Raw genomic sequence first — 24,475 nt, 5'->3', positions numbered from 1 at the left:
TGTATATAAAAAAGTCTCTTAGCTACAACTTAAAGCGTAAGCTAAGAGACTTCTTATTAAGATTATATGAGGGATTGGTTATATCCCTACTTCACTTCCCCAATCAACACCCCAGATACACACCAAGAGCTAATACTATAACCACCTGCAGGTTCTCCTTGTGGAATTTGTACTTCAAACTGATGTTTACCCGTAGAAATATTTAATGGAGTTTGCACAGGGTTAGTCACAGTCCCAGGGCACCATCCTGAACGATCAAGATCAGAAGAAGACTCTCCGTTCCAGAAGTTACCAGAGGCAGGGTTCAACTCACGGTAAGTACCACAATCACATCTCCAAGGAGTGTAAGAATACACTAATTTACCATCTACTGAAATTTTATTTTCTTTAGGGTTGAATTCATCACCACCACCCCAGCCACCATGGCCTGTAGTGATATAGTGCATATGAATATCAGAAACATTTTCAGGAATAGTAACATCTACTTTTAGGCCACCAGCTCCAAACATAGTTGGGTAATTTTGGCTTGCCATTTCTAGAATATTACAAGTATTGAAGATGGGTTTTACCCAATAATTTTTTCTATCAGTAGAAGGTTTATTTTCCTTCGGATAGTATTTCATTTTTAGACTTACTTTATGGCCACCTTTATCGTAGTTACCAATAAAAACACCAATCCAAACCTCACCTTCTAAGATAGGTTCCAAGTAAGAAATACTTTGCTTATAATACGTATTATTGGCCCAAGTTAAGCCATCTAACACTCTTTTATCGTTGAATTTATTCACACCAAAAGGAGTAAAGAATCTCATTAATTCGATGGCAGGTTCGAAGTCACCTTGAGTAGTCATACCATGGTACTCTTTTCCATCTTTATCAGTAAAAGCAGGAACGGTTTTGATACCATTTTTCATAGCGTCCAACATCGAAGGTTTATCTGTATTTCTGATCATGAAAACAGATCCTGTTCTATCGTAAGCATCGCCATTTGACATTTGTTCTAATTCCAAGAATACATCACAAGGCACATCATGTTTAGGTAAAGTAACTTTTTTCAAGATCACAGTACCTCCTCCATAGAGGTAAGTAACTTGTTCTTGTTCTCCCTCAGGATTTTTAATATCATTCCCCCAAGAGATTTTTTCATCTTTAAAAAGATCAATAGTAGTTACAACACCTTGTTGTGCCTTATACCTTAAGTTGGTCGGATCTAATTCCTCTCCCAATTCTTTAGGCATTAAATCCATATCTTTGGTTTCTTTCGATTTTAGTTTTCTAAAAGAAGTGGCTTGTTGTACAGAAGACCCATTTCGAACGGTTTTTAAAACCAAAGCATCTTTAATAAAATAACTAGGAGAACCTTTAATACCAGCCTCTTTAGTATACCATACTTCAATAGTATTAGAGAAGCTAATGAATTTTATTTTATCGCATTTAAAACCTAGAATAGTCGTATCATTTTCCGTTAATTCTACCTCATCATTAGGTTTATAATCAGATACAGAATGATAACGCTTCCCTTGAATATCTGCAATTGAATACGTTTTTAATTGTGTAAAGTCCATAACAGAATACTGAGTGACCCTTTTCATCATTTCTGATAACTCATAAGGATATACTTGTTCTACTTTGGCTAAATTATCATGATAGGTAACTACGGTACTCCCTCTTTCCGTATTAGGTTTTCCGTTGTATAAAGAATGATATTCCACAACGGCACTTACCTCTTTCTTCTTTTTTTGAGCATATCCTATAGTAAGAATAGATAAAAAGAATAATGTAAAAATTGATCTCATTTTCATTGAATAGATTTACTGTTTATTTATATGATCGTTATTTAGAACTTTAATTTATTCATCAATTCCGTTAACCGAAAATAAAGTTTGATAACAATATTAATTAAGAACGAAATGTGATTGAATACCATTAAAAATGAAAAGGAATAATGGATTGTTTATTCTAGTCAAGAGTAATCAAGGAAAAAAAATGAACGATAAAGGGGAATAAAATTTTAATCTTGGATGCTTCAGTCAAAATTTTTCTAGAAGGTTAATAAAGTTGGTTAATATTACAAATAATGCAAATCAAATACTTGAAACAATGCAAACAACTACTTTTAAAAAAATAACATTACTCCTTCTATTAATGGGTTTTAATACGACACTGTTGATGGCTGACCCTCCGGATGCTCCAGCAGGAAAAGTTTGGGTTTTAAATCATGAAATGAGTGATGAATTCGACGCTCAAAGTCCCAATACTGATAAATGGAGATTATTTGATAAAGCAGATTCTTGGGGAAGAACGGCATCATTTGATAAAAGAATATTAGAGCCAGTTAAAGACCCTGATTCAGATAATTATTACATGAGTATGAACCCGATGTGGTATTACGAAGACGAACGTTTTCCACGTGGTAATGGTAAAGATTATCATTTTGCAGGAGGAGGTATGGATACAAAAGTATTACAAACCTATGGTTATTTCGAAGTACGTGTAAAGCCATCTGATTTCCCAATGGGTTCAGGTGTGTTTATGAATTCTAGAGGCACAACAACTGATGATTGTAATACGAAGTATGCCACTGAATTAGATATCATCGAAAACATGGGTTATACAGGGCCTTTCAACGAACATGGAGATGGTTCATTCAATAATATCCAACATGTTAATTCACATTCAAAACCTTTTAGTGATGCCAATGGATCTTGTCAACGTTTACCTTACGAAACAACAGACAGTGATGTAAAAGCACCTAATTTAGCAGCTCCACTAGGTTGGAATACTGTTGGTATGTGGTGGAAAGATGCGAATACAGCAATGTTCTACAACGATGATAAATATTTTGGTACAATTACTCCCACTAGAGATTACTTCATGCCAATGCCAGTAATTATCGTAATGGAGACGTATAATTGGGGCGATAATGATGAAATGAATGCCACTAACCCTAAACCAGAAGAGTGGATGTTTGAAGATGATTTCCGTACAAAAACACAACGAGCTGTAATGTACGATTGGGTGAGAGTATGGAAATTAGTAGATATTGATCAAAATGATTTCAATGAAAATAAAGATAACATTAAAGGGTACGAAGACAATATAACAGCATACCCTTCTTATCAGTTTTCTACCACTTTAATTTATTCTGCTTCTGCTGCAAGAACAGTAACGGTTACTTTATACGATCCTTCTAATAAAGTTTTAGGAGAAAAAACATATGATGTAACTCAAGGCGTTAAATCTTTGTTTACAGAATTTGATTTAGATGCAGAGTTAGCAATTGATTCTGGCTATAAGGTAGTATATGAAATTAAAAATGGAGATTCTATTCTTAAAACAACTTCTACTACTTTTGATGTTGTAGAGAAGCCATTAGAGAAGAAGCTATGGGACGAAGGCATTCCAACATCTTTGGAACCAGGAAAAACAAATTATTCTGTAAATGTAAAATATGAGGCGGATGTACCTTGTAAGATCAATATAGAAATCAGAAAGCCGGATGGTAGTTGGTTTGGTAGTGGAAATAAAAATGTAGATGCTGGAAATGGAGTGGCTTCTATTAATATTTCTATGCCTTCTGCAACACCAGCAGGATCAAACTACTTCTATAAAGTGTATATGCACCGACAAGGGTACGATTGGAAAGATCCAGAAGCGGTAGCCATTGAACCAGTAATTTATTTTAATGTTGAAGATCCTATTGAACCGGCTATAAAATTATTGAATGTACCAACAGTAATAGCTGGGGATGCTAAAGAGATTGAAATTGAGTTTTCTTATGGAACATATGAGAATGGTACCTTAAAAATTCAATTATTAGATAAGGAGAATAATGTAATAGCCGATGAAGTTCGTACTGAACGTCTTGGTGAAAGAACATTAACGAGATCAATAAAGATAAATGCAGATACTGATATTTCTCCGTCTGATGACTATAAAATTGCTATTGAGTTTACGCCGGAAAATGGAAGTTTTGATAAGCTGACGGATGAAATTAGCAATATTACCGTGACTGAGGATATTACAGGTTTAGATGATATCAAAAAAAAGAATAAAGTACTAAAAGTATACCCTAACCCTGTTGAGGGAACTTTAAAAATAGTATTTGAAGAAGAAATCAATGATATACAAAAGCTTGAGGTGTTAAATATTAATGGACAAACATTAAAATTGATTTCTATTCAAGATGGAAAAACACTATCCGATATTAAAGTAAATGATTTATCATCGGGAACGTATTTACTGAGAGTAACTTCTGTAAAAGGAGTCTATACAAGTCGTTTTGTGAAAAAATAAATTTCAAATAGACTCATAATTTTCTCACTACAATGAATCCCAAGTAGAAGTTCTTTCATTTGAATTTCTACTTGGGATTATTTTTTATCAAACCTTGATTTGTATTTCGTTGTAGTTGAAAATATTTTAAATCTCGTAACTATCAAATATGAGTATAAATAGAATCAATTACCTTGAATTATAAAATGAAAACTTTTTGTTTTTAAAGGTCATATGATTGATAGTGATGTACTTAATCATTTTTTGATTATCTTAATTACATAATCATTACTATTAATTATAACCTAAGTATGGCCCAAAAACAACTCATACCTTACGATCAATTGTCTGATCGAGAACCTCATTATGCGATTTTGAACGGATTAGACTTAGTTGTAGTAAAATACGACGATGATATTTCGGTTTTTTATGGGAGATGCTTACACAGAGGTGCATTAATGTCTGATGGATTTGTTCAAGGTAATAACTTGATTTGTGGGGTACATAATTGGGATTATCGTATTGATACAGGAGTGTCTGAATACAATAATGAAGAAGCATTACAGAAGTTTACATCGGAAATAATAGATGGATTTGTCTGTGTAGAGGAAGATGAGGTGAGTGCCTATTTAAAAGAACATCCTCAACCGTTTAATCGAGAAGATTACCAAGGTTTGTATATGGATACACATCCTGAAGAAACCGAGCCATATACTTCTTACATCAAGGAGTTATCAAAAAATGGATTGAAAAATTATGGTCACCATGGTCCATCAACGAGTATGGGGGTGGATAGAAATAAGCTTCCTAAATGGGAGGATATTCAATTTCTTCCGGCACAGTTATCCAAGCGTCCATTATTAGATCACGAAGAAGTATCGACTGAAGTTATCATCGGAAAAAATGCGAAAAAGCCATTAAAGTTGGATCGCCCAATGTTTGTTTCTGATATGAGTTTCGGTGCACTTTCTTATGAAGCTAAAGTAGCCTTATCCAAAGGTGCAGAAATGGCAGGGACGGGTATCTGTTCTGGTGAGGGAGGAATGTTACCTGATGAGCAAGCAAACAATTCGAAATATTTTTATGAGTTGGCCTCAGGGAAATTCGGCTTCTCTTGGGAGAAAGTGAAGAAAGCACAAGCGTTTCATTTTAAAGGGGGACAAGGTGCAAAAACAGGAACAGGGGGACACCTTCCAGGGAATAAAGTCACAAAAGAAATTGCAGAAGTTCGCGGATTGAATGAGGGAGAAACTGCTATTTCTCCAGCGGCATTTCCAGATTTAGTTTCAGCGGAAGACTTTAAAAAGTTTGCTGATGAGGTTAGAGAAAAAACAGGTGGAATACCTATCGGTTTTAAGATTGCAGCGAGTCGTATTGAAGAAGATATTGAATTTGCTTTAAAGGTTGGAGTAGATTATATCATTTTGGATGGTAGAGGCGGAGGAACAGGTTCAGCTCCATCTATTTTGAGAGATAACATTAATGTGCCGACCATTCCCGCATTGGTCAGAGCAAAGCGATTTTTGGAAAAAGTAGGGAGAACAGATGTTACATTGATCATAACAGGAGGATTAAGAGTACCCGAAGATTTTGCAAAAGCGATGATGCTAGGAGCAGATGCTATTGCAGTTTCGAACTCAGCTTTACAAGCTATCGGATGTTTAGGAATGAGAGCCTGTGGTACAAATAATTGTCCTGTTGGAATTGCCACTCAAAAAGAAAATCTCAGAAGTAGATTATTAATTGATAAATCAGCCAAACAATTGGCAACATTCTTCCAAGCAAGTACCGACTTGATGAAGGTAGTTGCTAGAAGTTGCGGACATGCTTCTTTTCAGGAATTCAATTTTTCAGATTTATCGACTATATCATACGACATGTACCAATTAACCGGAATCAGATATGCAGGCATACAACATTCTTGATCAACACATCCATCAACTTTGTCAGGTTATCGCAAAGTTTAATCGAGCTTTTGTCCCCAAAAAGGCAGACGATAGCCATACCAACCTTCAATTTGATATTGTTGGGGAACGAGTCGTTGGTCGCTGGGTAACAACAGAAAAGAGAAAAGTAATCATGGGTTTCCATGTTCCTTCTCAGACGTTCCATTTGTATTCTGAGAATTGGAGCTCTTTATTTTCGTTAGAAACGATTGGTAAGACACAAGAAGAGATCGAAAATGCTTGGGAAGCCACATTGAAAGAATGGAATCTCAGTTTTTCAGAATTTATTGCTCCATTGCATTATGAAATACCAGTGTACGATTTTCTATCAACTCCTTATACAAAGTTCAATCAGAATGATATGTATTTATGGATGACCTATCGTGCTTTGGCCTCAGAAATATGTTTTGATGTATTGAACCATGTACAGGTAGAAGGAGAGGTACGCATTTGGCCGCATCATTTTGATACCGGAATTTATGTTGAAGCAACACCCAATGTAGGTTTAGGTTTTGGCCTAGCCATGAAAGACAGTATTCTCGAAGCATCTTATTTCTATTATTCTGCCTATGGATTGAATGGGCATAGCATTGATTACACCCAGTTATCATCATTGAGTATGGGCGAGTGGATAATTCAAGAACATTGGAAAGGGGCAGTGATTGGTATTGATCATACGACGAGGAATACGTTGCATCAGTTTATAAAGGAGGTGACGGAACAGTATATTTAGTATAACATCATTTTATTAAAAGGCATTCGAAAGGATGCCTTTTTTTGTTTTTAAGGGTAAAAAAAGATCATTTTTTGATGAATGATCAAAAGTCCATATCCTTGAACTTTTTGTCCATTTACTTTCTTTTTTCAACCTCCATATTTGTATCATCAAAATAAAACAAAAATAATTTGATGATGAAAACGATAGAAAAAATTACAACAGCATTTATAGCATTATTTTTATTCCTTCCAGGGTTAGAAAAATTCACAGATAAATTCTCTTATAATTTTGCTACTCAAATTAAGATGGCTCAATTGCCGTTCCCTAAGTTATCATTTGTGGTAGGACAAACGAGTGAGTTAGTGGTAGGATTTCTAGCCATCATATTATTATTCTTTTACAATAAATTGAAGCCTGAAATTCGACAAAGATTATTTTACTTCGTCAATATTATGGTCTTTCCAATTATGTTAGTGGCCTTATATGTTCATGCAGTACCAGAAGTGCCAACAGAAGTTTTACCTTTTGAATTTAGACCTCCAATATTAGCACTGTTACTAATATTATCTGCATCTATCAATCTTAAGGTGCATAACAGAAATGAAGTAAAAGCATAAATCAATATCAATTAGTAATAAATTAACCGGACTCCATTTTGAAAATTTTGGAGACCCTAAATCATACATTCAAAATAAAAAAAGATCATGAAAAATTTCACAATTCACACCATCGAAACAGCTCCTCAAAAAAGTAAATCAGAATTAGAAGCAAAGAAAAAAGCATATGGCTACTTACCTAATTTAACAGCTACTTTAGCCGAGTCACCTCAATTGTTACATGCTTATAATGAGTTACACAATTTATTTACACAATCATCATTCGATAAGGATGAATTAACGGTGGTTTGGCAAACGCTTAATGTTGAAAATGATTGTCATTATTGTGTACCTGCCCATACAGCAATAGCACATTCAATGAAAGTGGATCCAGCAATTACTGAAGCATTAAGAAATCAAACGCCTCTACCAACTGATAAATTAGAAGCATTACGCGCATTTACTGTAGCAATGACTAGAGAAAGAGGATTTGTAAGTGATGCTACTTTAGAGGCTTTTTATAATGCGGGTTACACACAGAGAAGTGTATTAGATGTAATCTTAGGAATGGCACAAAAAACAATTAGTAACTATACAAATCATGTGGCTAAAACACCATTAGACAAAGTTTTCGAACCATTTAAGTGGGAGAAATAATTGTTTTTGTTTTATTGGGATGGTATTTATTTATCATCCCTTTTTTAATCCATTAATTATGACATTGGCATTCGACATTTACGGTACTTTAATTAACACATCCGGAGTTTTTGATTCTATTAAAAAACTGATAGGTGAAAAGGTTGAGGGGTTTAATCAGCTTTGGAGAACGAAACAGTTGGAATACTCTTTCCGAAGAGCAGCAATGAACGATTATGTTGATTTCTCAGTATGTACAAAACAAGCTTTAGAGTATGCTTGCTTATTTTATAAAGTAGATTTGGAAGAACATCAAAAAGCTTCTTTGATGGAAGAGTATAAAGTTTTACCTGCTTTTGATGATGTAAAAAAGAATTTGGAAAGATTAAGATCTGAAGGACATCAGCTCTATGCGTTTTCTAATGGAAGTAAAGAAGCGATTAAGGGGTTATTGATAAACGCCGGATTAGTAGATCATTTTGATGGAATGATAAGTGTGGAAGAACAACAAGTCTTTAAACCATCACCCATTGTTTATCAACATGTGTTAGATGTAACTTCTTCTATAAAAGAAACCACCTATTTGATATCGAGTAATCCATTTGATGTATTGGGAGCAAAAGCTTTTGGTTTGCAATCTATTTGGGTACAACGTTCTAAAGAAAGTATTCTAGATCCGTGGGAATATCAACCGAATAGGATTATTTCAACCTTATCAGGTTTAACTTTTACAAAATGATGGGTATATTCCCTTTATGAAAATGGACGGTACAATAAAGTTTGAATACAATGGAAGAACTTTGATTGAGAAAGCGATCATCAAAGTTCCTTTTACTAAAGAAAGAGTGTTTCAAAACGAAGGTTGTTTCATATATATGAAAGATGCTTCTATTAAATTACATTCTCCTCAAGACAATTTGGAGGTGAAGAAAAAAGAAGCTGTACTATTAAAGTGTGATACTTATTTCTTAGAGTTTTTAGGGGAACAAAATCAAGGAACAGTAGAAGTGATTGCTGTTCATTTATATCCAGAATTACTCAAAAAGTTATATATAAATGAATTACCCAAAATTATAGAAAAAACAGTTTCTAATCCTCCAACAAAGTTGATAGAAGATGAAACTATTATTTCAAGGTTTATCGATTCATTAGATTTTTACTTTACCAATCCATCACTTGTGAATGAGGATTTATTAGAATTAAAAATCAAGGAATTGATTTTATTATTGATACAAACGAATAATGTTACCTCCGTTTTAGAATTGATTCATGATTTATACTCTCCTCGAACTGTTCAATTAAAAAATGTGATTGAATTGCATACATTTTCTAATCTTACATTGGAGGAGTTAGCCAAACTTTGTCATTTAAGCTTATCCTCATTTAAAAGAGAGTTCCAAAAAGTATTTGATGAAACACCATCAAAATATTTTACAACACAGAGAATTCTAAAAGCAAAAGAAATGTTGAGCAAAACCGATTTGCCTATTAATGAAATTGCCTATGAAATAGGGTACAATGATCCTTTATATTTTACGAGGATATTTAAAAAGAAGGAAGGGGTTTCTCCATCACAGTTTAGAGTTTAAATTATTTTTATATCCTTGAAAGAAATAAAAACTGACAATTCGAATCAAAAACTAATATGTTACAAATTAAAAACTTCTTTCGATGGTAGATTTTGATGAAAAAGCATCCGCTTGGCAGGACGATTTTAAACCTAAGTTTGCTCCTGGAGAAGACAAAAAGGAAGACGATGATGATTTAGAAATTGAAATAGATCTTGAAATGGATTGATATATAGAAGTTTACATCAAATGATTGTCGATATATAAATTTTTACTATTAGGGTATAAAAATTATCAATTTGATTTATAATTAGAGTCGCCGTAAGTTTGTGACATCAAAATAGAAAAACATATCAATCATAATCGAATATATAACTATGTCACAAATCGGAAAACAAATCGTAGACTTTAAAGTTCAATCATTTAACAACAACGAATTTCAAGCAGTATCAAAAGAAGACGTATTAGGCAAATGGTCTATTTTCTTCTTCTACCCAGCTGACTTTACTTTCGTTTGTCCTACAGAGTTAGAAGATTTGGCGAACCTTTACGAGGAGTTCAAAGCGACTGGCACAGAAATTTTCTCAGTATCTACAGATACTCATTTTGTTCACAAAGCGTGGCATGATACTTCAGAAACAATCAAGAAAATCAACTACCCAATGTTGGCAGATCCAACAGGAGTTCTTTCAAGAGGTTTCGACGTAATGATCGAGGAAGACGGTATGGCTGAAAGAGGTACATTTATCGTTAACCCAGAAGGTGAAATCGTATCATACGAAGTAGTAGCTGGAAACGTAGGTAGAAATGCAGAAGAGTTACTAAGAAAATTAAAAGCATTACAATTTGTTGCCGCTAACCCTGCAGAAGTATGCCCTGCAAAGTGGAAAGAAGGTAACGAGACTTTAAAACCAAGCATCGATTTAGTTGGTTTGATCTAAATCAAAATTTACACCCAAAAGTCTTGGATACAAAGCACTCCTATAACAGGAGTGCTTTTTTTTATTTAATTTTTTGAGGAAGCAAAACTATAGTAGTAATAAAATTTATTCACTTTTTCTGATAATACTAAGTACAAAACATTGAATACACCATTTACTGAATAAATACTTACTGTATTAAAACGAATATTGATATTTCTAATTTTATTAAAAACCTTCTATGAATCTAAAAATTCAAACTTCTCTATCTTTAGTACTAAGCTTATTTCTTGTATTTGGTTGTACTTCAACTGATGTGGACTCAATAGTGAATGATAGTAATTTGGTAGAGGAAGACTCGACTTTTATTCCAACTGATTGGACAGATGCTACCCATAGTAAATCAGCAGACCCTAACTTCGATGTAGTTTTCGAGGAGAACACTGTAAAAAGGTTAGATTTTGTAGTAACCCCTTCTAGGTGGCAAAGTATGTTAGATAACATGACAGAATTATATGGGACATTTGGTGTAGGTAACCAACGTCCTGGAGGTGGTTTTTCTGATGAAGACCCAATTTTTGTGCCTGCTGAAGTCTTTTTTGAGGATAAAGAATGGTATAAAGTAGGCATAAGGTTTAAGGGGAATTCTAGTTTAATGACTACTTGGCAAAATGGAAATCTAAAACTCTCTTTTAAATTAGATTTTGATGAGTACGAAGATGATTATCCTCAAATCGATAATCAACGGTTTTATGGTTTTAAAAAATTAAGCCTTAAAAATAATTATGACGATCAATCATTTGTGAGAGAAAAGGTGGCTGGAGATCTCTTTAGAAAAGCAGGATTGGCAGGGTCACATACTGCATTTTATACACTTTATGTAGATTATGGTGATGGTCCGGTGTATTTTGGTCTTTATACTTTAGTGGAAGAAGTAGACGATACAGTTATTGATACTCAATTTTCTGATGATGGAGGTAATTTATACAAACCAGATGGAGATGCAGCAAGTTTTGCTTTAGGTTCTTATGATGAAACGGAGTTAATAAAGAAAACAAATGAAGATGATCTTGATTGGAATGATGTACAGAATTTATATACTATTCTTCATGATGATAGACGTATAAGTGATGCTGAAGCATGGAGATCGGACTTGGAAGAAATATTTGATGTGCCTGTTTTTCTAAAATATTTAGCGGTGAACACGCTTATTCAAAATTGGGATACATATGGTAGAATGACACATAATTATCTTATTTATAATAATCCTGAAAATGATAAACTCACATGGATTCCTTGGGATAATAATGAAGCATTACAGGATGGAAAGCAAAGTGGAGCATTAGCATTAGATTTTTCTGATTTAAATACCAGTGAATGGCCTCTTATTGGATATTTATATGCTGATGATACCTACAAAGAACAATATGATATGTATTTAAAGGAAGTGAATGATGGTGTGTTTAATGCCAATACAATGCATGTTATTTATAATAATTATGCTACTTTATTAACTCCTTATGCTACTGTAGAAAACCCAGGTTATACATTTTTAAACTCAAGCTCAGATTTCTTAAATGGGATTGAAGAATTGAAAAGCCATGTGGAAAGTAGAAATACGGCTGCAGAAAATTATCTAAAATAATTAGTAGTATTCTATTAGAGGCATTTTTTTAAATAACAAAAGGAGATAACACTGAAGTCATCTCCTTTTGTATTTTTGTATAAAAACCTAAAAAAGGTAGTGCGTAAATTATTTGATTACACTTACTTTTATTGTGGTGATTCCGTACCCTTCAGTCGTAACACTTACTGTATTACCTTGTACGGGTAATGAAGAAATTTCTTCTTCGATGATAGAAGTCAAAGCAGCCTCTTTAATAGTTTGATTAAAACTGAAGTTCACTTTTTCTTCTGTACTGTTTACATTATAAAAACGGATCACTAAATCATCACTATCTTCCGCTTTTTTGATAGCTGTAATAACAATATTCTCGTTGTCAGAAGTAACAAATGTTGCTGTAGTTTTCAAACTAGGCTTGTATAACCTTTGTGGTCTAAATACCACTTCCATTTGTTCTGCATTTTGAATACCTTTTTGATTATCAATAATTCTATTGGCATTACCTTTTGATAAAGTGAATTCAAATTGATGATTACCTGTCTGAGGATATGGATTGCCTTCCCAATGACAGCTGTGTCTTGATGCAAACAAAATAGGTTGTAACATTATTTTACTTTTATCTTTCACATCATAATAATCTGCAGCAGCCACAGAAGATGTTACTACTAAAGAAGTGTTTTCTGATTTTGCACTAATCCAATTTTCAATACCTCTCGGATGAATATCTTTGTTTGGAGTGGTATAACTACCTTGCGCGCTACCACCTGCAGCTCCTTCAACTTCATCAGTCCCAACTTCTACAACACCGTAAGGTACTTGATATTCTACTGTTTTCATTTCCTTGTTTACAGGGAAAGCCATTCGATATTCTCTATACATGGTGCCTTCCCAGTTTTTAATATCAACAAGGAAATCAATCTTTTCTAAAGAAGTGTAGATACGAATTGTACCTTCAACTACAGCATCCCCAAGAGGGCTTCTATAAGAGTAATCGGTAAATAGAGGTCCTTTATTATTGATCGACCACTCAATATTTTGATCTTTCAATTGTTCAAAATCTTCGAACGTAGGATGTTGAACTTTCACAAATTCACCAGCTCCATTTCCTCTAGAAGTCATGTAAAACACCTCTCCACCTAGGAAATTAGAGGTATCAATTAATTCTTTATTAGCACCTTTATCAATTAAACTTTCAATACCACCATTCCCTAATTTGATTTTAAAGAATTTTGTCTCTACTTCTTTTACATTTTCTTTAGTCGTATTAGCCATTAGGGTATTTTTTCCTTCAACAACATAATAAGTTGAATACCCAAGAGCAGGGACATTACCTTTAAAATAAAGTGTTGCAGATTTTACATAACCACTTTTATACGTTTCTGAAGAGGTAACTTGAGAAACCACTTCTTTTCCTTGGTCATCAATTAAACCGATGTGCTTTATTTCTCCATCATTAAACTGAAGTTCTTTTTCGATAATATCTTCGTTCGCCCAGTTTAAATGATTAAATACAACTAGAGGAATACCCGATTTTTTAAATTTGATATTACCAGCAATCGCTTCAGCTTGCTTGTCATTAATTGCATTGGCTACATGTAAAGCATCATTGTACTTTTCCTTAAATTCAGCATCAGTAATATCTCCATTTTTACCACCCCAACCATGATCAGGATAGATTTTCTTTTCCCAAGCCTCGTACAATTCTTCTTGTGGATATAGACTCGCATTTGGAGCTATCAACTGTTGGAAAGAAGATAATTTCTCAGCACTCACTAACTTTCTATCGGCTTTTCTACTTAATAATAAAGCTTTTTGATGCGAAGGACCATGAATATATACCCAAAGGTTAGGACGTTCTCCTTTGATTGTATTTAGGTTTTCTGAATTCTGATAAATCAAATCAATAAAACGATCTGTCGTCATTAAATCAATTTTAGGAAGCACACATTCTGCCACATCACCATTGCTCGATTCTATATATTTGATAGAATTCCAAAGAGCAATCAAATCAGAATAATCTTTTGCAGGGCTCATATCCCAATCCGATAGAATAGGAATAATAGCCTTTGATTTATCTTTAGTATTGTATTCTTTCGTCCACTCTAAGCTTTTTTCAGCAATATGATTCACTCCTATTTCTAGCGTTTGGTTTAACCCAAGAAAATCTAAAGAATAATGATCTAAAGAGAAGGTAATAATCTGATCGCCATTCGGTGCCTCCCAATTAAAAATACCTTTTGCCTGACGGCTGATAACTAATTTATTGACACCTGATTTAGCCATAATTTGAGGCATTTGTAGTGTTCTACCAGGCACATCCATATTCCAATATGTATCCGCATCGTATCCGTCTAGTATTTCGGCTAACCATTTTTTACCATGATAAAACTGTCTTGATAAAGATTCTCCAGAATACATTTCCTCATATGGTTGGGTAAATGAAGCACCTACAGAAATTTTTTCTTCATTCAAAAGTTGAACAAATTCCTCTTTACTTTCTGGGTGTCTTTCAATGTATTCTTTAATCATTAAAGCATCTTCAATATCAAAGCTATAATCATCAGTTACTTTCGCATCTCTTAAAATAGGAGTGATCAACATAGTGTCACGTTCAACAATACATTTTTCAGGAGTATCCATCCAAGCAATATCCTGATGAGAACTATTCATCAAAGCAACTTTACCATCAACCATATTTTCTTTAGATAATAGTACTACGTTTTGTACCATTTTTGGCTCATGCTTGATGATAAACTCAGAATGATAAGTATCCTTATTTAAAGTGTTCTTGTAAGAAACAAAAGTATTGTCCTCGGGGCGGACAGTTAGGAAGGCATTGTTTTCTATTTTTCCTTCAGCAATTAAATGCCCATCAGTAGAAAATAATTGATAGCTTTTCCCCGATAGTTTTTGTAATGAATAAGGAAGTGAAACTTTTCCCAAGAAAGGAGTTTTATCAGAGCGAATTGAAAACTTTTGATTATCAATTACTAACTGAGCTTGAGTAGAGGTGTAACTTTTTGATAATGAAAGTGATGCTTCCACTTTTTGATTATCTACAGTACTTAATTCCCATCGACCAGACATCTCGTTTTTAGCCTTATCATAAATATTTTTATTGATATCCGTTTCCTTAAATGTCATGAACCAACTATGACTTCCAGAATGATCGCCTTCAACAGTAAATTTCGTTTCATCAGAAGTGATCATTTGTACAGGTACTTTTAAATACATATACCCATGAGCATCTTCATGCATATCAAGTTTCTTTACATAGAACGAAATCTGAGACCCGTCTTTATTAGTAATACTCCAACTTTCACCATTTGCTTGTTTAAAAGTAAATAAGGGAGCATCATTTATACTTAATGTAAAAGAAGGTGCTTTATGATTCACATCTAGACCTGCTAACCAAATGAACTCGTAAAAATCTCCGTTTTTTTGGTCAGATTTTGCCACCCATTCCATTTTATCGTTGGCACGAGCGATCAAACAATTGGTATTTACTCCAATTAATGAGTGATAAGTGAAATCATTTCCTGAAAGGGCCTTTGAATAGCCGTTGTTCATCTGACCGGTTTCAATGGCTAATTTATCAAATGTAACAGTTGGTTTCTCTACTTGAGCATACAAGTTGATGCTCCATAAATAGATGAAAATCGTTAATAATGTAGTTTTCATAAATTAAGGTTAATTTATTTAGTATGTAGTTAAGTGTTATTTGTACATAAATGTAGTGGACACTGTTACTATTCTGTATGACTGATATTATCATTTGACAATTGTTATCATAACTAATCCTTAAATCTCAAATGCATTGTTATTGAAAAGGAAAAGTGGTGCATGATTTATTTGTTATAGTTATTTCTTATAATGATATAAATATTATCACTTTGACTTATATCGATTATCACCGTAAGTTTGTATCATCAAAAATTCAAAAAGGAATTAAAAATTATCAATCATAAAAGAAATATAACTATGTCACAAATCGGAAAACAAATCGTTGACTTCAAAGTACAATCTTACAACAACAACGAATTTCAAACAGTAACTAAAGAGGACGTATTAGGCAAATGGTCAATCTTTTTCTTCTACCCTGCTGATTTTACTTTTGTTTGTCCAACAGAATTGGAAGATTTAGCAAACCTATACGAAGAGTTTAAAGCAACTGGTACTGAAATCTTCTCAGTATCTACAGATACGCACTTTGTTCATAAAGCATGGCACGATACTTCAGATACAATCAAGAAAATTAATTACCCAATGTTGGCCGATCCAACAGGAGTAATCTCAAGAGGTTTTGAAGTAATGATCGAAGAAGACGGTATGGCAGAAAGAGGTACATTTATCGTTAACCCAGAAGGTGAAATCGTATCTTACGAAGTAGTAGCTGGAAACGTTGGTAGAAACGCAGAAGAGTTACTAAGAAAATTAAAAGCATTACAATTTGTTGCCGCTAACCCTGCAGAAGTTTGTCCTGCAAAATGGAAAGAAGGTAACGAAACTTTAAAACCAAGCATTGATTTGGTTGGTTTGATCTAAACAAACACCACACCCATACTTTATACAAAGCACTTCTAATTAGAAGTGCTTTTTTTATATATCATTTTACTTTCTTATTCATGTATAGTCAAACCTTATAACTATATAAATAATATCACTTTGACTTATATATATAAACGTTGTAAGTTTGTATCATCAAGAAATTAAAAAAGGAATTAACCCCTTATCAAAATATAAATACCATATCATCATGTTAGAACAAGCATTAAAAACTCAAGTAACAACCTTTTTTGGTCACCTTAAAAGTCAATATACATTCGAAGTAACTGTATCAGAAAATCACCCAAGCAAAAAAGATATGATTGCTTTGATGGAAGATGTAGTAAGCTGTTCAGATAAAGTTTCTCTTAATGTACAAGAGGGAGAAGGATTATCAATGAATATTGTGAAAGACGGAGTGCCATCAAATATTACTTTTAGAGCAGTTCCTACAGGACATGAGTTTACAACATTATTGTTGGCTGTGCTTAACATGGAAGGTATCGGTAAAAATTTACCAGATCAAGCTATCATTAATAAAATCAAAAGTATTAATGAGGAAGTAGAAATTAGAAGTTACATTTCTTTGTCTTGTACAAATTGCCCAGAAGTAGTTCAAGCATTGAATGTAATGTCGATGAATAACCCGAAAATTAAACATCAAATTATAGATGGTGGTATTAATCAAGAGGAAGTAGAACAATTAGGTATTCAAGCTGTACCCACTGTTTTAGTCAATGGAGAGCAATTTCACGTAGGTAGATCATCATTAGGTGAATTATTGGGTAAGTTAGAGGAGTTGGTAGAAACATCTTCAGAAAACATCGAATCAATAGAGAAAGAATATGATGTTGTTGTTGTTGGTGGCGGACCTGCAGGTGTAGCATCAGCAGTATATTCTGCAAGAAAAGGTTTTAAAGTAGCCGTTGTTGCAGGTACAATTGGTGGTCAGGTGAAAGAAACAGTAGGTATTGAAAATATGATTTCGATTACAAAAACTACTGGTGCAGAGTTGACAGCTAATTTATATAGTCACTTAAAAGACTACCCAATTGATATCTTAGAAAACAGATGGGTAGAAAATGTAGAAGTGGTTGATGGATATAAGAAAGTCAAGACTTCTATGAATGAAGTAATTTCAGCCCCTGCTTTAGTGGTAGCGACTGGAGCAAGTTGGAGAAAATTGGGAGTAGCAGGAGAAACAGAATACATCGGTTCTGGTGTTGCTTTTTGTACACACTGTGATGCTCCATACTTTAAAGGTAAAAAAGTTGTTGTAGTCGGTGGAGGTAACTCTGGTTTAGAAGCAGCAATAGATTTATCGGGAATCGCTTCAGAAGTTACGGTTCTTGAATTTATGGATACTTTAAAAGGAGATCAAGTACTTCAAGACAAAATCAACGAATTACCAAATGTAAGCGTGATTACTAACGCTGCTACTAAAGAAGTAATCGGTGATGGTAAACAAGTAACTGCTTTACAATACCAAAATAGAGAAACAGAAGAAATTAAGTCTATCACAACAGATGGAGTTTTTGTTCAAATAGGATTAAAAGCAAATAGTGATGCTTTCAAAGATTTAGTAGAAACCAATAGAATGGGTGAAATCGAAATTGATGCTCATAACAGAACATCTCAGCCAGGTATTTACGCAGCCGGTGATGTTTCTATTGTACCTTACAAGCAAATTGTAATTGCTATGGGTGAAGGCTCAAAAGCAGCATTATCAGCTTTTGAAGATAAGATTAAAAATAAATTGATGTCAACTGAGGCGTCTTTAGCATAGATATTATTTTAACAGAAGGTTTAATTCAAGATATAAAGCCAGCAGTTTTACTGTTGGCTTTAGTTTTTTTTACTTTCTTTTTTCATCATCCCAATAATAATTACGTTTCTTTGTGAAAAATAGAATCATATATAATTATGTATAAACTGCAAAGAATTGATGGAGACCATGCTATTTTGGTTTCAACAGACGAAAATGTACCATTACTGAATCATTCTGGAGACCCCATCTTACCCGTTCCAGAAGAAGTAGCCAAGATGTTACTTAATGATTTCAAGAGAGGAGATATGTTTGATGAGGATGAAAATTTTATTCCTCAACGCAGTTATATTTATTGTAATTTAAGTTCACTTACAGCACTTAAGTTAGAAGATGAAGAGGCTTATGAATTAGATGTTACCGAGGTAATGCAATGGGATAGAGCTTTTAGACTTCAAGCTGATGGAGGTGAAGAATACGAAGCTATCAAGAGTTTGAGAGAATTTTTTGGAGAAGATTATGTTGTCTTACCTCTAAATTCTGCAGAAAGTGTAGAAGAAATGAAGGAAGAAGATAAACTTCCTGAACATATCATCAAAAAAACTCAAGACCTCTTAAATGGTTTTAACCTTAAAGAAACCATGGCTGTGGATATGTTATTAGAACATTTTGAAATGACATCTGTTGCTCTTGTTGTTTTATGGGTAAAACAAAAAATAAGCACTGATGAATTTACTTATGCAATGGTCTTACTTACAGGCTACTTTGATGTAGGAACATCATTAGAAGAGGTGAAGTCGGTGTATTGGGTAAATAATATGATAAAAAAGATGGAGCGTTTTGGTCAATACCTAGCTTCAGAAGATATATTTTAAAGAAGATTTATTTCTTACTAAGAAAACGGGAGGTTGATTTTACCTCCCGTTTTTTTATGCACAAATGTTACTTCATTCAATTTATTTGATATGTAAGTATTTTGATATTAGAGAATGAATAACAGGCAATTGTTGCCTTTTATAGTCAAAAACTAATAAAATGAGATGTAATGTTCTCTTTTATTTTTTGATGATTAACCAAAAATGATGGATTCAAAAAACAATAGTACTTTTAATTCTACTATCCTTATATCCATAAATTAAACCTTTCGTATATCAGTAAACACCTTTACCATACCTACTGATGAAGCCTTTTTTATTCATACTATCAATAGTTTTGACTTTACAAGTTAGAGGTCAAATACATACTTACCATCAAAATATTAACGACTTTACAGCTGATAATATCACATTAGATTATACCTCATCTACTGCGGTAAGTGATATTACTTATACCGCTGCAACCTCTCAAACATTAAGAGTTTCCAATGGGGCAACAGTCATATTGGATATTGGAGGATATACTTTAAACTTAAGAGGAACAGAGGAAAATACCGCTAATCTAAATGCGGTAGAAATTAGAGTTGATGTTGGTTCCACTTTAAAAATTATCGGAAATGTGGATGTAGGAGAAGATACTGATTTAGTAATCAATGGAACTTTTATAGTTACTGGCAATTGGACGAATGACGGTAGAGGAGCAGGAGATGCAGGAGATCTTGATTTAAACGTGGGAGAAGATGGTATGTTTGCCATAGGTGGAAATGCAAGTTTTGATTATTCCAATTATGATGGAGGTACTTATCCTCAAAATATTTTTATTGGTGGAAACATGTCAGTTACTGGAGCTGCAGGGGATTTTAGTATGGTAAATACGAATGAGTTTCCTTTTGGTACGGCAGCAATTGATTTTGCATCTTCTGATATTGTGATTGACTTGTGGGAAAATGTTGCCGTTGATACTTCTGATTTAGACAATGATCAAATATCAAGTACTCCACTAGTTAATCTTGTGATCAACACTGCCGACGGATGGGGGAATAAATACTTGAAAGTATCTTGCACAGATTTTTCTCAAAATGAAGTGGTTGTTCCCGATCAAACAGGAAACCCTATTTCAAGTATTTCAGAACTTCAAACTCTCATCCGACGCATTAAGTGGCGTGTATTGGATAATACTGTCAATCAGAAATTGGTCACTTATCATCATAATAAAGATGGAAAGACGGATCATATTAATACTTCTGAAAGAGAAGACATGAAAGGTTATCTACAAAAAAATAGAGTAGTTAAATTATCTTTTGTTGATAAAATAACGGATACAACAACTACCTACTCATCATCTAGTAGTAGATTGATGGGGGTAAATACCATAGAAGATATAAATATAGATAGTGATCTTGGAGATTTGCCTGTGTCCTTGTTATTTTTTGATGGATACATTCAAGGTAATAAAGTACTATTAAAATGGGCAACAGCCTCTGAATTCAATAATGCATATTTCTTGATAGAGAAATCACAAGATCAATTAAAATGGGAAGAAGTCATAAAGATTCACTCTTCCAACGGTAATTCAAATCATCGTCTGGATTATCAACATCACGTAAAAAGAGAAGATGCCACAACTTATTACAGGTTAATACAATATGATTATGATGGTTCATTTGAAATTTTCCCATCCATATTTATAAAATCAAAAGACACTGCAGTAAATATTTTTCCAACGATGCTTTCTAAAGCAAATACATTAAAAGTACGGTCAATTGGTCATAATTATCTTTTTCTATTAACTACTGATGGTAAAATGATCTATCAAACTAACTGGAATCAACAAAAGAATAAATTAGAAAAAATCTTGTTTCCAAGTGATATCCCAAGTGGGCAGTATATTATTATCATTAAAAGTAAATTATCAAATTTTCGTCAACATATTGTATTATACTAAGATTTCGATTTGGTTGGTAAAGAAATTGTTATGCAGTTGCTTACTTACTTACAAATCGACATATGTATTTAAATACAGCACTCATCTACTTTTCAAAAAACTAAAAAAGCTGTATTTAAGTCAAAGGGTATAACTTCTATGAAAATTTGCTTATTATTTATTATTGTTACTACATTTCTAACTTTTAACTTACAAGCTGATGATATACATAAAATAGGTATATCTTATGCTATCGATATTAATCATGAATATCAATTTGATAAAAGGACAGAAATCCCATTTCAGGAGATTCATCAAGAATATCTCAATTTAGGTTATCATACGGATGCTATTTGGATAAAAGCAGAGGTAGATGTATCTAAATCAACTAATGAATTCTTTTTTCGGATCGATAAGACGCTAACCGATAGTCTTACTTTTTATTCCCAAGAAGCTGGGTTTTGGAAAGAACAATTGGTCGGAATCAAAGTAGAGAATTCGAATACATATCCTTCTGGATATTATTTACCTGTACAACTTAATAAAGGACATAACACTTTTTACATCCGGGTAGTCAGCAACTTTAGTCATCTCTACGAGCTTTCTTTAGTCGATCGTCAATTAATAGAAAAATTTGACTACAGACAAAACTTAAAACATGGATTGTTATTAGGACTATTTATAGTCATTGTACTTTATAATCTATTTTTGGGAGTGAACTTGAAAGACTCTATTTATGCCTACTATGCATTACATGGGTTAATTATTATGTTATCACTTCTCTCTTTAGAAGGCTTTTTTAGCCAGAAATACTTAAATATCTCTAGTGATTACATCTACTTTATTATCACAATAAACGTTTGTTTAGCTAGTGTGATATCCTGTTGGTTCTGTATCAAGTTTTTAAACCTCCGAAAAACAAACCCTGCTTTTCATGTTATCATGATATCAATGATGGTACTCGACCTAGCGTCATTTGTTGGATTATTCATCATGCAAAAGTTAGGCTATCAAATTACCTATTATGCTCTGACAACGGTAACGACCATTTATTGTGTATTTGCAATGTTGACTGGTTTGATTTCATACCGACGAGGAAACGAAGTAGCTAAATTCTATCTAATGGGGTGGACGGTATACTTCATAGGGATCATCAGTCAGGCTTTTGTTTTATATGGAGTGATATCACCCACTTATTTAAATAAGAATTTTTACATAATTGCAATTATTTCAGAGGTGTTATTAATGTCTTTTGCTTTAGCAGATCGCTATAAAAAAATCCAGAAGAATCAACGAACATTAAAAGATAAGATCGCGAACAAACAAGAAAACTTAGATGTAGTTCTTTTGGATAATCGAAGAAGACAAAATGTGCAAGAGAAGATTATTGATCAACTAAAAGTGATTAATAAATCTGGAGAGATAGAGAAGGGAATAAAGTCTTTGATTCTAGAATTATCACATCAAAAAATTTCTGATGATAAGCAATTACATTTTCAAGAGAATATAGAAGAAGTAGATGTACAGTTTTTAAAACGCTTAAAACATATGCATCCACAGTTGACATCAACAGAATTGGAAGTGTGTTCTCTACTGAAGTTAAATTATAGTACTAAGGAGATCGCTTCTTATAGACAAACATCTGAAGGAGCTGTAAAAACAAATAAATCTAGGATTAAGAAGAAGATAGGATCAGAAGTGTCTCTAAATGAGTATGTTATGTCAGTGTAGTAACTTCATGAAAAGGGATTGTAACCTATTGTAACCCTTAATTTTAGATCTTTTTTAAAGCAATAATTAGGTTTGTATCATCAATAATTAGGGGGAACCTTCTAGTTGATATAAAAGTTACAAACATATTCTCTTGTAAGGAGAATATTTAAAAATATAATTGTTGTTTTCTTTACCACACAATTTAAAAATTATAATACAATACACAGAAAGTAATATACTATTTAATTCTATTTTGTAGTTTTTAAATAATCAAAAATAATATGTCGTGAAATGGAAGTCAGTAAATGACTTTTATTTGAAAAAAAAGGAGGGGGACTTTGTCTCCCTTTTTTCATGTTCACTTTTTAGTAATTGTATATACAAAAAGAAGAACACTCCTTTCTGTACTATATATAGAGAGAGTCTATTCGTGTTCTTATATTATGGAAGTATCATTAGCGATAGCTAATTATTTAAATTCAACTTTATCTAGAGTGGAATATAAGCTTTAATTTATGATGATGTTCCATTTTGGTCTTAGACTTAATGCTTCAATGAGGAGTAATTATTATTGTCTCTATTAGACAATAGAATGGTTAGTATAAAAAATAATATTAAAGAGTATTGATTATCATAGTGTTGACTTTTATTTAATGTAATTATTGTAAGAATATATTGTATTATTAAAAAGTGTTCTTACTTTTGCACTCGCCTTTCAACGGAAGGGCTTTTGAAAAGTGCTGAATAAAGGAGATAGATGTTATTTTAAAGTGGTCAAAAGATGCTTAAAAATACAGTTTTAGAGTTAACTAATTGATTTTAAAACGCTTCAAAAAAACTTCAAATTTTTTTCTCAAAAACATTTGGAAGTTTAAACTAAAAGTTCTTACCTTTGCACTCGCTTCTGGAAAACAGAGGTACACAAAAACTCTGAATGGGAGTTTTAAAAACTTGAAACATAGTTCATTGAGAGTAAAATCTCAGACGTTCTTTTGATGTATTGAAAAGTAATTACAAGATCAGCGAAAGCGGATCCCAAAAAAGAAAATTTCTTTTATTCGTAGAGACAGGTATTTAACAACATTGATCTGATTGTAGATCTAAAGATTTTTACAACGGAGAGTTTGATCCTGGCTCAGGATGAACGCTAGCGGCAGGCCTAATACATGCAAGTCGAGGGGTAACATGATTTGCTTGCAAATTGATGACGACCGGCGCACGGGTGCGTAACGCGTATATAACTTGCCTCGTACTGGAGAATAGCCCGAAGAAATTCGGATTAATGCTCCATGGTATCATAAGACAGCATTGTTTAATGATTAAAGATTTATCGGTACGAGATGGATATGCGTCCCATTAGCTAGTTGGTG

Annotated in this window: 17 protein-coding genes; 15 read left to right on the top strand and 2 right to left on the bottom strand. The window is 33.1% G+C overall.

The genetic code is table 11. From position 1 onward, the window contains the following. Positions 1 to 86: 86 nt before the first annotated feature. Positions 87 to 1,796, bottom strand: coding sequence for a PNGase F N-terminal domain-containing protein (locus tag NH26_RS09955; protein WP_044228024.1), 1,710 nt, complete (start codon positions 1,794 to 1,796; stop codon positions 87 to 89). A 304-nt stretch (positions 1,797 to 2,100) separates the two neighbouring features. Between NH26_RS09955 and NH26_RS09950 the strand changes: the two genes are divergently transcribed. From NH26_RS09950 to NH26_RS09910, 10 genes are all read left to right on the top strand, one after another. Further along, positions 2,101 to 4,296, top strand: coding sequence for a T9SS type A sorting domain-containing protein (locus tag NH26_RS09950; RefSeq protein WP_139262974.1), 2,196 nt, complete (start codon positions 2,101 to 2,103; stop codon positions 4,294 to 4,296). Between the two features lie 290 nt (positions 4,297 to 4,586). Then, a complete protein-coding gene (locus NH26_RS09945) occupies positions 4,587 to 6,200 on the top strand; it encodes a glutamate synthase-related protein (RefSeq protein ID WP_044227922.1) in 1,614 nt (537 codons plus the stop codon). Continuing rightward, entirely contained in the window at positions 6,178 to 6,954 is a 777-nt protein-coding gene (locus NH26_RS09940; protein WP_044227920.1) for a hypothetical protein, read from the top strand. The genes NH26_RS09945 and NH26_RS09940 overlap by 23 nt, the downstream gene beginning before the upstream one ends. 179 nt (positions 6,955 to 7,133) lie before the next feature. Continuing rightward, a complete protein-coding gene (locus NH26_RS09935; RefSeq protein ID WP_139262972.1) occupies positions 7,134 to 7,556 on the top strand; it encodes a hypothetical protein in 423 nt (140 codons plus the stop codon). Positions 7,557 to 7,643: 87 nt separating this feature from the next. Beyond that, complete coding sequence (locus NH26_RS09930; RefSeq protein ID WP_044227914.1) at positions 7,644 to 8,192, top strand: carboxymuconolactone decarboxylase family protein; 549 nt, start codon at positions 7,644 to 7,646, stop codon at positions 8,190 to 8,192. A gap of 58 nt (positions 8,193 to 8,250) precedes the next feature. Beyond that, positions 8,251 to 8,910 carry a haloacid dehalogenase type II gene (locus NH26_RS09925; RefSeq protein ID WP_044228021.1) on the top strand — a complete coding sequence of 220 codons (660 nt, stop codon included), beginning with the start codon at positions 8,251 to 8,253 and terminating at the stop codon, positions 8,908 to 8,910. Between the two features lie 22 nt (positions 8,911 to 8,932). Further along, complete coding sequence (locus NH26_RS09920) at positions 8,933 to 9,760, top strand: helix-turn-helix domain-containing protein (protein WP_199880235.1); 828 nt, start codon at positions 8,933 to 8,935, stop codon at positions 9,758 to 9,760. Between the two features lie 82 nt (positions 9,761 to 9,842). Then, a complete protein-coding gene (locus tag NH26_RS25790) occupies positions 9,843 to 9,968 on the top strand; it encodes a hypothetical protein (protein WP_262494269.1) in 126 nt (41 codons plus the stop codon). Between the two features lie 148 nt (positions 9,969 to 10,116). Beyond that, the gene (gene ahpC / locus NH26_RS09915) at positions 10,117 to 10,680 is read left to right on the top strand and encodes an alkyl hydroperoxide reductase subunit C (protein WP_044227909.1); all 564 of its coding nucleotides are present in this window, start codon (positions 10,117 to 10,119) and stop codon (positions 10,678 to 10,680) included. A 220-nt stretch (positions 10,681 to 10,900) separates the two neighbouring features. After that, positions 10,901 to 12,304, top strand: coding sequence for a CotH kinase family protein (locus NH26_RS09910; protein WP_044227906.1), 1,404 nt, complete (start codon positions 10,901 to 10,903; stop codon positions 12,302 to 12,304). 108 nt (positions 12,305 to 12,412) lie between these two features. On the opposite strand, the gene NH26_RS09905 is transcribed toward NH26_RS09910, so the two are convergent. Continuing rightward, entirely contained in the window at positions 12,413 to 15,964 is a 3,552-nt protein-coding gene (locus tag NH26_RS09905) for a glycoside hydrolase family 38 N-terminal domain-containing protein (RefSeq protein WP_052432258.1), read from the bottom strand. A 300-nt stretch (positions 15,965 to 16,264) separates the two neighbouring features. Here NH26_RS09905 and ahpC (NH26_RS09900) point away from each other — a divergent pair, with 300 nt between their 5' ends. From ahpC (NH26_RS09900) to NH26_RS09880, 5 genes are all read left to right on the top strand, one after another. After that, entirely contained in the window at positions 16,265 to 16,828 is a 564-nt protein-coding gene (gene ahpC / locus NH26_RS09900) for an alkyl hydroperoxide reductase subunit C (RefSeq protein ID WP_044228015.1), read from the top strand. Between the two features lie 211 nt (positions 16,829 to 17,039). Beyond that, positions 17,040 to 18,614 (top strand): alkyl hydroperoxide reductase subunit F, encoded by a 1,575-nt coding sequence (gene ahpF, locus NH26_RS09895; protein WP_044228012.1) that lies wholly within the window; start codon positions 17,040 to 17,042, stop codon positions 18,612 to 18,614. Positions 18,615 to 18,751: 137 nt separating this feature from the next. Further along, entirely contained in the window at positions 18,752 to 19,468 is a 717-nt protein-coding gene (locus NH26_RS09890) for a hypothetical protein (RefSeq protein ID WP_044227903.1), read from the top strand. Positions 19,469 to 19,772: 304 nt separating this feature from the next. Beyond that, the gene (locus NH26_RS09885; protein ID WP_044227900.1) at positions 19,773 to 21,413 is read left to right on the top strand and encodes a hypothetical protein; all 1,641 of its coding nucleotides are present in this window, start codon (positions 19,773 to 19,775) and stop codon (positions 21,411 to 21,413) included. A gap of 138 nt (positions 21,414 to 21,551) precedes the next feature. Then, positions 21,552 to 23,123, top strand: coding sequence for a 7TM diverse intracellular signaling domain-containing protein (locus tag NH26_RS09880; protein ID WP_044227897.1), 1,572 nt, complete (start codon positions 21,552 to 21,554; stop codon positions 23,121 to 23,123). Positions 23,124 to 24,475 lie beyond the last annotated feature (1,352 nt).

It is taken from the genome of Flammeovirga pacifica (genome assembly GCF_000807855.2).
In the GTDB taxonomy this organism is placed as follows: Bacteria; Bacteroidota; Bacteroidia; order Cytophagales; family Flammeovirgaceae; genus Flammeovirga; species Flammeovirga pacifica.
Note: the sequence above shows the minus strand (reverse complement) of the source record. Positions and strands in the feature narration are given on the sequence as shown.

What these genes read in the sequence shown, in the direction of transcription:
- NH26_RS25790 (WP_262494269.1), top strand. Translation starts at nt 9,843, where the DNA reads ATGGTAGATTTTGATGAAAAAGCATCCGCTTGGCAGGACGATTTTAAA.
- ahpC (WP_044228015.1), top strand. Translation starts at nt 16,265, where the DNA reads ATGTCACAAATCGGAAAACAAATCGTTGACTTCAAAGTACAATCTTAC.
- NH26_RS09945 (WP_044227922.1), top strand. Translation starts at nt 4,587, where the DNA reads ATGGCCCAAAAACAACTCATACCTTACGATCAATTGTCTGATCGAGAA.
- NH26_RS09880 (WP_044227897.1), top strand. Translation starts at nt 21,552, where the DNA reads ATGAAAATTTGCTTATTATTTATTATTGTTACTACATTTCTAACTTTT.
- ahpC (WP_044227909.1), top strand. Translation starts at nt 10,117, where the DNA reads ATGTCACAAATCGGAAAACAAATCGTAGACTTTAAAGTTCAATCATTT.
- NH26_RS09920 (WP_199880235.1), top strand. Translation starts at nt 8,933, where the DNA reads ATGGACGGTACAATAAAGTTTGAATACAATGGAAGAACTTTGATTGAG.
- NH26_RS09910 (WP_044227906.1), top strand. Translation starts at nt 10,901, where the DNA reads ATGAATCTAAAAATTCAAACTTCTCTATCTTTAGTACTAAGCTTATTT.
- NH26_RS09905 (WP_052432258.1), bottom strand. Translation starts at nt 15,964, where the DNA reads ATGAAAACTACATTATTAACGATTTTCATCTATTTATGGAGCATCAAC.
- NH26_RS09885 (WP_044227900.1), top strand. Translation starts at nt 19,773, where the DNA reads ATGAAGCCTTTTTTATTCATACTATCAATAGTTTTGACTTTACAAGTT.
- NH26_RS09935 (WP_139262972.1), top strand. Translation starts at nt 7,134, where the DNA reads ATGAAAACGATAGAAAAAATTACAACAGCATTTATAGCATTATTTTTA.
- NH26_RS09930 (WP_044227914.1), top strand. Translation starts at nt 7,644, where the DNA reads ATGAAAAATTTCACAATTCACACCATCGAAACAGCTCCTCAAAAAAGT.
- NH26_RS09950 (WP_139262974.1), top strand. Translation starts at nt 2,101, where the DNA reads ATGCAAACAACTACTTTTAAAAAAATAACATTACTCCTTCTATTAATG.
- NH26_RS09940 (WP_044227920.1), top strand. Translation starts at nt 6,178, where the DNA reads ATGCAGGCATACAACATTCTTGATCAACACATCCATCAACTTTGTCAG.
- NH26_RS09925 (WP_044228021.1), top strand. Translation starts at nt 8,251, where the DNA reads ATGACATTGGCATTCGACATTTACGGTACTTTAATTAACACATCCGGA.
- ahpF (WP_044228012.1), top strand. Translation starts at nt 17,040, where the DNA reads ATGTTAGAACAAGCATTAAAAACTCAAGTAACAACCTTTTTTGGTCAC.
- NH26_RS09890 (WP_044227903.1), top strand. Translation starts at nt 18,752, where the DNA reads ATGTATAAACTGCAAAGAATTGATGGAGACCATGCTATTTTGGTTTCA.
- NH26_RS09955 (WP_044228024.1), bottom strand. Translation starts at nt 1,796, where the DNA reads ATGAGATCAATTTTTACATTATTCTTTTTATCTATTCTTACTATAGGA.